We start from the raw sequence: 13268 nt of genomic DNA, 5'->3' as shown, positions 1-13268 counted from the left end.
CCCTTTAGGAAGCCGCAAAATTCGGCGTGCGACATGCTTGCCTTTAGTGCATCTATACATTCAATTTCCCCGCTTGTGTAATGACCTGGATGGTTTACCGGATCCGCCTCGTTCCCCTCCCAATATTTGCATTTATGATTCTCTGTAATAGCCCCGCTTATTACACTTTCACAATTTCGGCATGTTTTCTCTATAGCATCGTAAAAATAGCATGTTCCGCACCATTTATCTTGTATTTTCATATTCCCTCCTTCCTGCCCGCCGGAGCGGGCTGTAAAACAGGATGCCTAAATGTTTTCGTGTTACGAATGTGATATATATAGACCCAACACGGGTAAATACCTATTTGTTACCTATTTGTCCCAGGTGACGTATGCGCTGCCCGATGTGGGATATACCGTTTTTAGTCTCCTGCCATTTACGATTTTCTCTGGGCGACGGAATACTCCCTTTTCTGGCTTTTCTCTTAACCTTCGTTTCTCTTCTCTTTTCCAGTATTGAGCCACCCATTTTTCCACGGTATCCTTACAAATTCCGTACTCCCTGGCAATCTGTCTTTTCCCTTTTCCGGCTAAATACTCCGTTACAACTTGCTCTTTTACCTCTTTTGGGCATTTAAGAGCCAGGTAAGAACTATATTCCGACGGATCGTAGAACATATCTGTCCAGATGCATACAGTACCATTCGATATTCCGTATTTCTTTGCTGTCTCTTTTACAGAGAGGCTGTTTTCTACTCTGTCTTTTGCTACCTTCTTCTTAAATTCTTCCGTGTATTTCCCCGTTCTCCCCATTTATACCTCCACGATTCTGTACGTCCCGGCACTAGCCCCGGTTTCCTTGTCAAAGACCTTTTTCCCTGTCTTCTCGATTAGTCCCCGCTCTTCCAGCCCCTTTAGCCTGGGAGCTACGGACTGCCGGTGTTCGCTATAATGTATCCCTGCCAGACACATGCCCACAGCAATCTGGTGCGCTGTAAGATCCCGGTCCTGCTCCTTTAGCCAGGCATAGATCTTGTTCTCCATGCTTCTCTTGTCTCCGGTGCTTAGACCTGCTCTGCGGCACTCTTTCGCCGTCCTCTCCGCAAAATACTTCTTTGCGCTGTCCGGCAGGTCTTCCGGAATGGGCCGCTTTTTGTCTTTCCTTCTCATCGGCGGTTCCTTTGCTCCGATGTCCATAAAAAAGCTAATTTGCTCCATGCTTTAGCCTCCCTATCTGCTGTTCAAAGAGATGTTTTTCCAGCTCGTCATAGTCATAGTCACGTTCCTCAAAGTTGTGGAACTGGTTATTTGTCGGCTTCTTAACAACCGCCTTTGGCTTTTCGTAGTTCGTATCCAGGTAATCTACATACCCGGAATTAAAGAATGTTGATCCATTCTGCGGTTTTCGCCAATCGTCCTGTTTTAAATCCTCGATGTACCTCGCCATAGCCCGTTGCATTTCCTCCTCACCAATCTCGGCGATCTTTCGCTTCTTTGCATCGGATACCTGGCCTTTTCCCCGTTTATTCGGGTATGCTTTCCACAGGCGTTCAAACAGTGCGTTGGTGTCAGCCTTGCACAATGTATTTATATCTTTTTCTTTAACATTATCTTTATCATTACTCTTTATCGGGTTTTTTGGGTTACTTTCGGTTTTATGAAAAACCGATGGGTTTTTTGGGTTTTCTCCATTACCTTTCGGTTTCTTCGGTCTGCCTCCCTTTTTCCCATTCTCCCGGTTTGCAGCAACCCGACTTTCATATTTTTCATTGTCCCGGTCCATCTGTGACCGGATGAAGGAGAAAGCCATCTGAGTTATTCCATCCAGTTTCGGGAACTCTCCCGCTTCGGAGTAGTCGATCAGAGCCATAAGCAGTTGCCCTCTTTGCTCATCTGTTAGCAACTTTAAATGTTCCCGATACTCGTGATAGATCAGGAAGCTGTTCTTCTGCAATCACTTCACCCCGTCTCTGTTTCAATTAATGTTACCTCAATCCTCGGATTTTCCTTGTCGTGGAAAAATTCATCCGTGAACCCAGTGACATAATTCCAACCATCATCCTCAAGGACATTGCACTTCACCAGGGCATCCTGGATCACTTTTCGACCGAAAGAAGAGACATTATCATGGTCCCTCCTCCTGTTTTTCTCGTACCAGCGGAAACGGATCTTTACCGGATTTTTTATATGTAACCCTCTCAGTTGCTGCCGTATCGCCCAGATCACGGTTTCTTCATTCTGTCTCTTCATCTTGCCACCTTTATACGGATTCGTCCGGTTTGCTGCCGTGTAATCGTTCAAACCATCCAGGCGGCCCAGAATCACAAACTTATACTCCATTGTCCACCTCACTGCAAATATGATTTTCTAAACTCTCTGCGGAATTGTTCTCTTGTACCTATTTGGCTTTCATATGCCCACTGTGCCCAACTTTTCAATGATACGTCAACAATTCTATTTTTGTGTGGACTGTTCTTCCCCTCTGTATGGTGTTCTAAACAAAGCGGAACAATCAGTTTATACCGATCTGCTAACGGACGATCGGAATCAAAAAATATATGATGCCTATGTACCTTATTCGACCCGCAGAATATACAATGTTCCATATCATCCACTAAAATACTATCCATTATACTTCTCCTATCAGTTCGCTGTAATGTATCGGTCTTTCCAATACTTTTGTATGTTTGCAATAATCACATAGCCCGCAGCGTATCGGAGGAAACTCTTCATTTTTCAGACGCATGATATTCGGAGTGTTCTGCTCTACCTCACAGAGCTTCTCTTTCAAATGTCCATCGTCGATCTGGATGATCTCAAGATCCGGTTCTTTTTCCTTCGATACAGCCGCAATATAAAACGGTAGCCTCTTTCCTGTGTTCTGATACACAACTTCCTGATATACCGCCCCCTGGATGTCATAGCCCCAATACTGAATAAAATCCATGTATCCATAATCTTTCACATACTTTACTTCACGCAGGGATTTCATACATTTCAAGTCTACAATGCAGGTATCAGGGATCAGGCTATCAATCTTGATCTTCCACTTTGCCCCGAACAGATCAGCGGTCATGATTACTTGCTTTTCTCCGCTCATAAATTTCATAAAGTACGGATCACGTTCAATCCGGTTTATGATCTCTTCCGCTTTTCTATATTCAGACCGGAGTTCCCCTTTCTTTGTAAAGATCTCCGGGTTCTGAGCCTGGAACAGATCCAGGCTCCCTTCAAAGTGTGCATCCACATAAGACCCAACCATAAGAGCCGTTGTCTTTTCCATTTCCCATTCGCCATTGAGTTTCGCAAGAGCCTCAGCCTCGCAGGCAACTTTTCCTAAGGTCCCGGTAAAATCTTTGTATTGTGAAACGCTCAGATATTCCCGGTTTGCTTCTTCGCTAAAATAATTCTCCGCTGTCAGTTTCATTGTTCTTCCCCCACTTCTGCCTCAAAAGGATCTTGCGCCTCAACAACCGGCTTAGGTTCAATGTCTTCCGGCTCACCTTCTACATATACCCCCATTAAACTATTTGGGATATACACTCTTGCAAAGAAAGCCGCTGCACGATACGCAAGCATCTGTTCTGGGATGCTCTGCCACTTTGATAACTCATTCCCGTTCCTATCCTTTTTGCTGTACCATCCTTCCTGTTTTGCCATGGAGATTGTAACCTCTGTACCTCGTACAATCTCCCCGGTTTCCCTGTACTCTGCTTGGATGTAGCACCCCCAGGAATCTGTGTTTCTTTCTCCTGTATAGACCGGACGCACATTTTTAAACTCTTTGCTCCCACGGATCATGCTCATACATGCTTGCCCACTCCATGTGGGCTTGCCTTTTACAACGTATAAGTTCTGCATCACCATCATGGGAGACACCCCCATACGGTTTGCCATGTCCACGGCGATCGTGCAGTCCATTGGCTTTCCCTGGTACGTCTGCGGAACCAGCTGTGAACTTGCAAACATCTTTCCAATGTCAAAGATCTTTTTAAAGCTGTCAGCGTCCGTAAATGGACTAAGCTCGTGTTTCTCTTCACTCTGTATGATTTCGTTCATAATTTTCCTCCTATAATTCGATCACGGTTAAATCTTCATCGTCCGTGGTCCTTGTAGCAATAAACTGCAGTCCCTTGTCTTTGCATTTCTGATACAGCCGTTTCCTCAGATCCGTAGACATTTTTTCCACACCGTCAATCAAGATAATTTGTAATGCATTTGGTTTTTGTATGGCTATGTCGATGCAAAGATCCAACTTTTCACCATCGCTTAGGTTGCTGATCGGAAGGCCGTGGATCAATGGAACTCCATCTTTTACTGTCAGCCCTTGAATCGGAATCTGTGCAGATTCAAGAATCGTTCCCGGAAGTTCCCTGGCAAGTTCAATCTTTCTGGTAAGTTCACAGGATTCCTTTATCAGGTCTTCCACTTCATCTTGTAAATTTTCCATGCGGCGATACTCATTAATATGGCCCTTCATCTCTTCTATGTACTGGGCCTCTTCCACAAGCTCTGTAACGTCCTCAGGGTCTTTGTCTGCATATACATGGTATTCTTCAACTTCTGCGTCATACTTGGCAATATTGGCCTTGTATTCGCTTTCGATAGCAGAAACTTTATCCTGCTTCTTCTCGTCCATGTTTGTTAATTCCAGGCGATACGCCCTGATCTGTTCCTCTAACTTCAAGATGTCTTTTTCAATCCGGGCCTTTTTGTTAGAAAACTCAACATCCAGAGCAGAAATGGCGATCTCCTTATCTGCTTCAAACTTGCGGACCTTATTATTCCGGTTATCAATCAGACGTTTTGCTTTTTCTATCGTTTCATTATCCTTGCGGATCTGCTCAATCCTCTGATAAAGATCACCAAGGTTCTCATTCTCCCACTTCTCCGCTTGGTATCCTGCCGGGATCTCGTCTGCAATCTCCTGCACAAAAGCATCTTTGTGACGCTTCTCCCGGTTTATATCCTCCCGCCTTTTATAGTAATAGCCGTTTTTTGATTGAATGTCGTTTAATACGGACAAGATGTTTTGCTCATAATTCACATCCGGTGGGATCTCGCCAAACTTCTCCTTAATCCATTTCAGGTCCCAGTCAAACTCGATCATGTCAAGGACCATGGCATTTTGCTGTTTCCGGTCCATCTGCATAAACTCTACCGGTTCCAGCTGCAATGGCGTGAAAATGTCTCTAAGGAATGTCTCAGGAGACTGAACCTCTGCCCCGTTCTTTTTAATGCTCTTATAATCTGCCTGCTGAGTCCTTGCTTTCCGGTTGATTCTCAGTCCTGTATCTGTTTCAATCAGGATCTCTCCCTCTGTCTCTCCGTTCCTGACAATATATTCCCGCTCACTCTTATTCGTAAGAGCGTAGCGGATAGAATCAATCACAGAGGTTTTCCCTACCCCGTTTCTTCCGGAAAGTTCCAGGGACTTACCGGCAGCCTCATATTCCTTTATTCCAAAAAGGTTTTTGATCTTGATTTTTGTAATTTTCAATGTTCAAATCCTCCGATCTGTGCTACAATAACACTGTAAATGTATTTCATTTATTTGTTCTTGCCTTGCCAGGGCTGCCACCCCGCAGGGCATTTTTCTTTTCTAAACGCTCCAATCCTTTCATGATCCCCCTTATGACGTATTTCTCCTGTATGTAAGGAATCGGGATCTCCTCACGGAGTGCCGCAAGCATTACCTGTGCATCTTTTTTATCTGCCATTTACATCACCTTCTTTCTTTAGTTGGGATAAAAGCCTGATCCTGTACTACTTTTATTCCATCCTCTTTTATAATCAAAGATACATATGGCATTTTGTTATCTTTTAAATACTCAACAGCTTTTTCACATGCCTTTTCAATTTTCTTAATTTCTTCTTCGTTCAAATTTCACTCCTCCTTACAATTTTCGTTTCCATGCTACCCCTGCTACCCAGCAACTCACAGCCAAGCCACCGTATCCTCTTAAGGATAAAAAGCATCCTAGAAGCAGTAAGCCTTGTGACATTCTCTTTTCAGCTTTACCCTGCATCGCAACTCTCCTTTTCTGGATCAGCCTGCGGGATACCATTTATATACCTCTCAAGATCCATTCCTCTTATTTTCTTACTTCCAAGAAGGATATAAGGGAGTTCCCCGGTATTGATTAATTTGTAAACCCGTTCTCTATTCGTCTTTAACACCTTTGCTACTTCGGGAACGGTATAAAGTGGCTCATAGGCCTTTACCATTTCGCTCACCTTCTTTCTTCTATTGTAAATATTTCCTTTTCTCCTTATAATTTAAGTACAGGTGTTGCAGCACCAAGTACATAGAAAGGAGAGAAAATATATGTCTGATTCTTTTCCGCCTGGAAAACGTTCAGCACTCACCATGCTTTATTTACAAAATCAAGATCTTTCTGGATTAACCCCTTCTCAACTTCTTGATAAGTATGATGATGTGTATGATGAAATTAACAATCACTACAAAGAAAAACGCCAACAAAAGAAAACTTCTAATTTTTAATTCTTTGTAGATTTCAACCATGGCATGTGTATTTTTAGATATTTCGTCTTCACATGCACTTTTTGATTGCTCCGCTAATAGTTCCAGCTGTTGGCGGAGTATTTCTTTTTCTGTTTTTTTACTACGCCCTGTTATTCCTTTATTCATCTTTTATACCACCTACCTTTTATTTACAAAGACATCTGCGCATTGCAGCCATCAATCATCCATTTTGTTCCTTTGCTTGGTTGCCACGATCTAACAAAAGCAATCGCCTCATCAAACCTTTTTTTAGGAATATTGTTTCTACTATTTACAGCGAATCTTTCTTGAATCTCATGATTGATCTCAGAAAATACCTTTTTACTCACTTCCTTATAAGCGTTCGATTCTTTTCCACCTAAGGCATTGACTACAACTTTATTTACCTCATTTTTCAAAGTCTGTTGCTGTCCGTAGTCAATCACCATGTTATTTTCAAGGTCCGTCACTCTTCCATCAATCTTTACGATTTTTTCATCATGCATTAAGATCGCTTTCATCTCCGGTGAATAATTCTTCATTTCATAGGAACTCGTTTTGCGTAGAGACGGGAGAACTTCAGAAGTCACCCAATGCTTAAATTTCTTTGCTGAATCTAAACGACTTCCAAACACCAACGCATATAAGCCGGATTCATTAACCACTGTCATGTTTTGCTTTCCACCAGGGGTGTCGATTGGCTCTACCCCCTTGTCTTCCTCAAATACATGCGTTGCTATAGCGTCACGAGAATTTGTGAATCCTAGTGCTTTTGCTACATCTTTTCCCACAAACCAAGGTTCGTTGTTAATAGTTACTGTTCGGATTTCTCCAAACTCTTCATTTTCAAAGATTTGTAATTCGTTCATTGTTCTCCTTTCTTGCTTCTACATGAATTATTTTCATGTCCTTGAGCAAAAAAAATTTGGTCAAGAGTAACACCAAATAATATTGCCACTGCATTTACTTTACTTACAGCAACGTTAGAAATATCCTTTTCCCAGGCATTATATGTTTGTTCTGAAACTCCAAGTTCTCTGGCAACTCTTTTTTGCGTCCAGTTTTTTCTTGCTCTCAATTCCTTTAAAGAGTATTTTTGTTGCTCCATTTTTACCTCCTTTCTTTACATTAACTATACATGAATTATTTTCATGTGTCAATAGCGTACTTGAATTTTTTTCAACTTCTTTCTTGCTTTCTTAAAATACACTTGAATTTTCTTCATGTAAATGTTATAGTACGTATATAGAAAGAAGGTGAATATATGGCACTTGCAAAGAATATTCGTTATTTAAGAAAAAAAATGGGATATTCACAAGATGATGTAGCCGAAAAACTTGGTTATAAGTCTTATACAACCATACAAAAATGGGAAATGGGGACATCGGAACCACCGCTGAACAAATTGAAAGAACTGGCAGTGCTCTTCAATGTAAATATGAATGATTTGGCAAATTCCGACTTGGAACATTCCCGTATTGAGAAAAATACTTTTACGAATAAGGATGAAAAAGATATAGCAAAACGGTTAGATACGATGCTAGAGGACTTGGAAAATAATCAACAAGCTCTTATGTTTAATGGAGAAGCTTTAGATGAAACTACAAAAGAATTATTGAAAGCGTCTTTAGAAAACAGCCTAAGAGTTGCTAAAATCAACGCAAAGGAAAAGTTTACTCCTAAAAAATATCGTAATAATAAAGATAAATAAAAGGAGGAAAATATACATGAATATCAAACAAAGAGTCTCTAGGCTTAAAAATAAATATCACACAAACAATCCATTTGAACTTGCTGACAATCTTGATATTCAAGTAATTTTTGAAGATTTAGGTGGATTAAAAGGATATTACAATAAAGTGTTGCGACAAAAACAGATACACATCAATTACAACTTAAATGAATCTGAAACAATTTATACCTGTTCCCATGAACTTGGACATTCTCAGCTTCATCCTGACGTCAATAGTGTATTTTTAGCTTCTAAAACTCTATTGTCTGTGGATAAACTAGAAATCCAAGCAAATCTATTCGCAATGGAGCTTCTAATACCCGATGAATTTATAACGGAATATCAGGAGTATACAATCGGACAAATTGCAAAAATGTTAGGGTATAGCGAGGAATTAATAAAACTCAAGATTAAATAAACTATTAATACACTTATAGAGGGATGTAACTTTAAACTTTTTATGTAAAGGAGGATGATATCATGGGATTCGGAGATTTTTTGAAAGAGATCAGCGGGAACATGACCGAAGAAGAAAAAATTGAATTGGAAAAAAAGAAAGCTGAAATATCCAAATTTAAGGAAGATCAAAAAGACTACGTGAAAATGAGTTTAAATATTAAATCCGGTCAAAACTCAGTGAACGCAGGTACCTATGCAATTATGTATCAGCGCAAAGATGGTTCTGTGTATTTTAATAAAAATTATTATGATAGATTTGCATTAATTGATTATATTTGGGACGGGCCAATGTATGAGACAAAAACAACGACCGTTTCTAGCAAAAAAGGAAAAGAAAAGAAAAAAGGGAAGTCAGGGAAAATGACAGCAGGTGCAGTAATTGGAACTATGTTAATGCCAGGTGTAGGAACCGCTGTTGGCGCTGCTATTGGAGCAGGTGGAAAAGGTAAGAAAAAATATGAAGAAGATGGCACTGTAGACACTACCCAGCAACAAGTTGAGGTTATGTCTAGGTCTGTGATCAAGCTAAAAAATATAGAAACTGGAGAATTTGCAAGTATCGTTATAAATTGTAATTCTGATATTGATGCACAGATCAAATGTTTTCAGTTTAATAACAATTTTCAGACTACTGATAATGCAGAGGATATTCAAAATATTGCTTCTGCTTTAAAATCTCTAAAAGAATTGGTTGATTTAGGAGTATTGACTCAGGAAGAATTTGAAAAGAAAAAAGAGCAATTATTAAAGTAATCAAAAAAACCGCCCGGTGGCAACCGGACGGAAACTAAGATATACATTGCTGGTCGCCCAGAAACGAACATCTAATATAAGCACTTAGATTATATCATTTCTTTTAGGCGCCTGGCAAGGTGTTATTTTTATACTCATTTTTAGGAAGGGTGATATAATATGGGTGAATTAAGAACACGCAAAAGAGGAAAGAAATGGGAGTATAGTTTTGAAGGTGCAAGAATAAACGGAAAAAGGCAGCCTATATCAAAAAGCGGCTTTGCAACCAAGGCAGAAGCGCTGGCCGCAGGTACGCAGGCCAAGGCCGAGTATGATAACTGCGGGAGGGTGTTTACGCCGTCTGAATTATCCGTCTCAGACTATTTAGATTACTGGTTTGAGAACTACGTTAAAAAGCACCTTTCTTATAATACTCAAAGGGATTATGGAAGTAAAATACGAATACACATTAAGCCCGGATTGGGGAAATATCGTCTTATGTCCCTCGAACCAGATGTTATCCAGCTATGGGTGGATGATTTAAAAGTAAAGAAAGGTCTTTCAAAAAGCATGATTTTCAACACTTTTGCCTGCCTTTCTGGTGCGCTGAGATATGCGGTATACCCTTGCAAGTATATCCGTATTAATCCATGCGATAATGTCATAGTTCCAAACGTACCAGTTGACAAAGATGCAAAGGCAAAAACTGATTATGTCCTTCCATTAGATGAATGGAATATCATCATTAATCGCTTTGCAAATACCCACTTTTTTCTACCTTTGATGACCGGATTTTATGCTGGACTCCGTTTAGGAGAAAGCTATGGTATCGATCTGCTGGAAGACGTCGACATAGACAATAGAACTTTATCTATAAATCATCAAATGCAAAAGCAAAATAAAAGCTGGGTTCTATGCAATCCTAAATATGACTCCTTCCGGACAATCAAAGTCGGAAAGGATCTAATAGATGCATTTCAGGCAGAAATTGAAACCCGAAAAAGGAATATAGCCCATTATGGATCATATTACATGAAAACTTATTTAGCGGATGATGGGACTATAACGCAGGCAAGAGCTGACATCGTTGTTCCATATAAAGAAATATGGCCTGTTGCTGTCAAAGAAAATGGAGAGCTGACCACTACTGATACATTCAAATACTGTGCCAGGGTAGTCCATTATTCCTTAAACAATCCATTGTTCCACCACCATTGTCTCCGCCACACCCACGGGACCACTCTTGCCGAAAATGGCGCATGGCCCCGGACGGTTATGGAACGTCTTGGCCATCGTGACATTAAAACCACACTAGACCGTTACGTTTTCAATACGGACAAACTGCAAGACAATGCCGTAGAAATTTTTGAGCAGACTATGAAGTAATTGCCTACCATTTTATTATAGGTAGGCAAGAGGTAGGCAGTCGGCATAACTTACTACCACAAACATTCAAAAGACCGCTTATTTACGTGACAAAAGACAAACTGTTTCTACGTGCCCCGTATGCCCAAACTGATCCACTACCGCCACTTTCTCCACGCTATATCCTTCTCCCCCCAGCACTTTCAAATCCCGTGCCAAAGTCCCAGGATCGCAGCTCACATACACAATTCTCTCCGGCCCCATCTTCACCATAGTATCAAGCAATGCCCTATCGCACCCTTTCCGGGGCGGGTCAACAACGATCACATCTGCATAAACCCCATTCTTCTCATACTCCCGTGGCAGTACTTCTTCCGCCTTCCCCACAAAGAACTGAACATTATCCATATGGTTCATCTCAGCATTCAGCCTGGCATCTTCAATGGCTTCCTTCACGATCTCAACCCCATAGACCTGCTTTGCTTTCTGTGCCAAAAACAGAGAAATGGTCCCAATCCCGCAGTAAAGATCCCACACAGTTTCATTTCCGCAAAGCCCTGCATACTGCAAAGCCTTCTCATAAAGAACTTTCGTCTGCCTTGGATTTACCTGAAAAAATGACAGTGGCCCGATCTGATACTTCACATTCCCAATATAGTCATAAATATAAGCAGGCCCATAAACCTCCTCTACCTTATTTCCCATAATCCGGTTCGTCTTCTCCCAATTGCTGTTGACACAAATGCTGGTCATCCCCTCAATCTCTTTTAGAGAATCAACCAGTTCAGAAAGATTCAAAAGATCCTTCTTCCTGCCGTTCACCACAAGACATACCATGATTTCCCCGGTAACAAATCCAACCCGGGTCATGATATGGCGCACCAATCCTCTATGGTTTTTTTCATCATAAGGCTCCACATGGTTCCTCTCCATATAATCAAGAACTTTAGACAAAATCTCCTCATTGACCGGATGCTGAATCGAACAGTGGGTACAGTCAATAATAGAATGTGTCCGTCCCGCATAAAACCCGGTGATTAGTTTTCCATCTTTATTCCGTCCCACAGGAAACTGAGCCTTGTTCCGGTAATAATACGGCTCGTCCATACCATAAATCGGCTCCATCAAAGAACCTGCATTTTCGATCCCGCCGATCCGTTCCAGACAGTTTTTTACCTTATTAAATTTGTACTCCAACTGCTTTTCATAAGACAAGTGCTGGAGAGTACATCCGCCGCATGGACGTGCGTTCGGGCATTTCGGCTCCACCCGGTCAGGAGAAGGTACGAGCAGTTTTTCTACTCTTGCAAATCCATAATTTTTCTTTGTCTTGATGATGCGGGCAAGGACTTTATCGCCCACTACGGCATCTTTTAAAAAGAGGGCATAGCCGTCTGCATGGCCGATGCCCTCTCCTTCATTGCCCATATCATCAATTTCCACTTCCACTAATTGATTCTTTTTAAATTCCATAGGCACCTCTTATTTCATCATCCATTAACAATAATTAAATGGATGATTCTCTGATCTTTGTATCAAATAAACGCTGGAAACCGGACCATTCCTGGCCTTCCTGCTTCTTCTCGATGACCTCTGCAAATGTCTCCATTTTGGCGTCCAGATTATCGGCCTGGCTCAGTGCAAGAGCTTCTGCCAGTGCTGGCTTTTTCGGTGAACCGAATTCCAGTTCCCCGTGATGGGACAGAATACAGTGTTTCACTTCGTTGGCAAGCTTTGCAGGGAATCCCTGGATCTCATCCATGAGTTTTGATAGCTTGATCGTTCCCATGACAATATGCCCCACTAACTGGCCTTCGTCTGTATAATCATTTTCAGGAAATGCGGACAGCTCCTCTGCCTTTCCGATATCATGGAACAGGGCTGTTGTGACCAGCAGGTCTCTGTTTAACTGCGGATACAGAACTGCATACTGTTCGCATAACTTAGCCACACTGACAGAGTGCTCCAGCAGGCCGCCGATGTATCCGTGATGTACACTTTTTGCAGCAGAATGTATTTTAAACTTCTTTGCAAACTCTTTATCTTCAACGAAAACCTTCATGGCAAGTTCTTTCAGGTACGGATTCTGAACTCTCTGAATCATTGCCAAAAGCTCATCATACATTTCATCGATATCTTTTTTTGTGGATGGCATGTAATCGGAAATCTGGTATTCTCCTTCGTCTGCCTTCCGGATCATTTCAATATTCAGCTGATTATTTCCCTGGAAGTTTGTGACCTTCCCTTTCACCATGATATAATCCATGGCCTCGAAATGTCCGATGGCATTGTTCAGTTCCCATACCTTTCCGTCGATCATTCCGGTTTTATCCTGGAGTGAAAGAGAATAATAGGTCTTCCCAAATTTTGATGTGCCGGATGTCTTTGTCTTGCACAAAAACACCTCCGAAACCATATCTCCTTCATGCAGCTCACTTATATATCTCATAATTTAACCTTTCTAGGGCCGACTTAAAGCCCGAACCTCTTTTAC

At 41.4% G+C, this 13268-nt stretch carries 20 protein-coding genes; 4 read left to right on the top strand and 16 right to left on the bottom strand.

What is annotated here, in order from left to right; all coding sequences use genetic code 11:
- The 14 genes from DWV34_RS17770 to DWV34_RS15585 form a co-directional block, all read right to left on the bottom strand.
- Nucleotides 1-242, bottom strand: a 242-nt coding sequence (locus DWV34_RS17770) for a DUF3310 domain-containing protein (RefSeq protein WP_243000903.1), incomplete at its 3' end; no start/stop codon positions are given.
- 111 nt (nt 243-353) lie between these two features.
- Nucleotides 354-794: a transposase gene (locus DWV34_RS15635; RefSeq protein ID WP_009290838.1), complete on the bottom strand. Its 441-nt coding sequence runs from the start codon at nt 792-794 to the stop codon at nt 354-356.
- Entirely contained in the window at nt 795-1199 is a 405-nt protein-coding gene (locus DWV34_RS15630; protein WP_118476626.1) for a hypothetical protein, read from the bottom strand. It lies immediately after the preceding gene.
- On the bottom strand, nt 1186-1935 hold the full coding sequence (locus DWV34_RS17765) for a DUF6291 domain-containing protein (protein ID WP_243000901.1): 750 nt from the start codon (nt 1933-1935) through the stop codon (nt 1186-1188). Before DWV34_RS17765 ends, DWV34_RS15630 begins: the two co-directional genes overlap by 14 nt.
- 5 nt (nt 1936-1940) lie before the next feature.
- Complete coding sequence (locus tag DWV34_RS15620) at nt 1941-2321, bottom strand: RusA family crossover junction endodeoxyribonuclease (RefSeq protein ID WP_118476625.1); 381 nt, start codon at nt 2319-2321, stop codon at nt 1941-1943.
- Between the two features lie 289 nt (nt 2322-2610).
- A complete protein-coding gene (locus DWV34_RS15610) occupies nt 2611-3408 on the bottom strand; it encodes a PD-(D/E)XK nuclease-like domain-containing protein (RefSeq protein WP_118476623.1) in 798 nt (265 codons plus the stop codon).
- The gene (locus tag DWV34_RS15605; protein ID WP_118476622.1) at nt 3405-4040 is read right to left on the bottom strand and encodes a recombinase RecT; all 636 of its coding nucleotides are present in this window, start codon (nt 4038-4040) and stop codon (nt 3405-3407) included. Before DWV34_RS15605 ends, DWV34_RS15610 begins: the two co-directional genes overlap by 4 nt.
- Before the next feature lie 10 nt (nt 4041-4050).
- On the bottom strand, nt 4051-5481 hold the full coding sequence (locus DWV34_RS15600; RefSeq protein ID WP_118476621.1) for a hypothetical protein: 1431 nt from the start codon (nt 5479-5481) through the stop codon (nt 4051-4053).
- Nucleotides 5482-5527: 46 nt separating this feature from the next.
- The gene (locus DWV34_RS17255) at nt 5528-5701 is read right to left on the bottom strand and encodes a hypothetical protein (RefSeq protein WP_158565700.1); all 174 of its coding nucleotides are present in this window, start codon (nt 5699-5701) and stop codon (nt 5528-5530) included.
- Between the two features lie 5 nt (nt 5702-5706).
- Nucleotides 5707-5865, bottom strand: a complete 159-nt coding sequence (locus DWV34_RS17250) for a hypothetical protein (RefSeq protein ID WP_158565699.1) — start codon at nt 5863-5865, stop codon at nt 5707-5709.
- A 134-nt stretch (nt 5866-5999) separates the two neighbouring features.
- Nucleotides 6000-6209 carry a helix-turn-helix domain-containing protein gene (locus DWV34_RS15595; protein WP_118476620.1) on the bottom strand — a complete coding sequence of 70 codons (210 nt, stop codon included), beginning with the start codon at nt 6207-6209 and terminating at the stop codon, nt 6000-6002.
- A 175-nt stretch (nt 6210-6384) separates the two neighbouring features.
- On the bottom strand, nt 6385-6633 hold the full coding sequence (locus tag DWV34_RS17245) for a hypothetical protein (RefSeq protein WP_158565698.1): 249 nt from the start codon (nt 6631-6633) through the stop codon (nt 6385-6387).
- 23 nt (nt 6634-6656) lie between these two features.
- Nucleotides 6657-7355 (bottom strand): ORF6C domain-containing protein, encoded by a 699-nt coding sequence (locus DWV34_RS15590; RefSeq protein ID WP_118476619.1) that lies wholly within the window; start codon nt 7353-7355, stop codon nt 6657-6659.
- Nucleotides 7352-7594 carry a helix-turn-helix transcriptional regulator gene (locus DWV34_RS15585; RefSeq protein ID WP_118476618.1) on the bottom strand — a complete coding sequence of 81 codons (243 nt, stop codon included), beginning with the start codon at nt 7592-7594 and terminating at the stop codon, nt 7352-7354. The genes DWV34_RS15590 and DWV34_RS15585 overlap by 4 nt, the downstream gene beginning before the upstream one ends.
- 156 nt (nt 7595-7750) lie before the next feature.
- Between DWV34_RS15585 and DWV34_RS15580 the strand changes: the two genes are divergently transcribed.
- From DWV34_RS15580 to DWV34_RS15565, 4 genes are all read left to right on the top strand, one after another.
- Nucleotides 7751-8197 (top strand): helix-turn-helix domain-containing protein, encoded by a 447-nt coding sequence (locus DWV34_RS15580; RefSeq protein ID WP_118476617.1) that lies wholly within the window; start codon nt 7751-7753, stop codon nt 8195-8197.
- Nucleotides 8198-8213: 16 nt separating this feature from the next.
- Nucleotides 8214-8636, top strand: a complete 423-nt coding sequence (locus DWV34_RS15575) for an ImmA/IrrE family metallo-endopeptidase (protein WP_118476616.1) — start codon at nt 8214-8216, stop codon at nt 8634-8636.
- Nucleotides 8637-8698: 62 nt separating this feature from the next.
- Nucleotides 8699-9430 carry an SHOCT domain-containing protein gene (locus DWV34_RS15570; RefSeq protein ID WP_118476615.1) on the top strand — a complete coding sequence of 244 codons (732 nt, stop codon included), beginning with the start codon at nt 8699-8701 and terminating at the stop codon, nt 9428-9430.
- Between the two features lie 159 nt (nt 9431-9589).
- Complete coding sequence (locus tag DWV34_RS15565) at nt 9590-10795, top strand: tyrosine-type recombinase/integrase (protein ID WP_118476614.1); 1206 nt, start codon at nt 9590-9592, stop codon at nt 10793-10795.
- A gap of 78 nt (nt 10796-10873) precedes the next feature.
- Here DWV34_RS15565 and rlmD read toward each other — a convergent pair whose 3' ends face one another.
- Together rlmD and DWV34_RS15555 are read right to left on the bottom strand one after the other, a co-directional pair.
- Nucleotides 10874-12247 (bottom strand): 23S rRNA (uracil(1939)-C(5))-methyltransferase RlmD, encoded by a 1374-nt coding sequence (gene rlmD, locus DWV34_RS15560; RefSeq protein WP_118476613.1) that lies wholly within the window; start codon nt 12245-12247, stop codon nt 10874-10876.
- Nucleotides 12248-12281: 34 nt separating this feature from the next.
- Complete coding sequence (locus DWV34_RS15555; RefSeq protein WP_009291063.1) at nt 12282-13223, bottom strand: 3'-5' exoribonuclease YhaM family protein; 942 nt, start codon at nt 13221-13223, stop codon at nt 12282-12284.
- Nucleotides 13224-13268: the final 45 nt, after the last annotated feature.

It is taken from the genome of Anaerostipes sp. AF04-45 (assembly GCF_003461725.1).
GTDB lineage: Bacteria > Bacillota > Clostridia > Lachnospirales > Lachnospiraceae > Anaerostipes > Anaerostipes caccae.
This window is presented reverse-complemented; position numbering and strand designations above follow the sequence as displayed.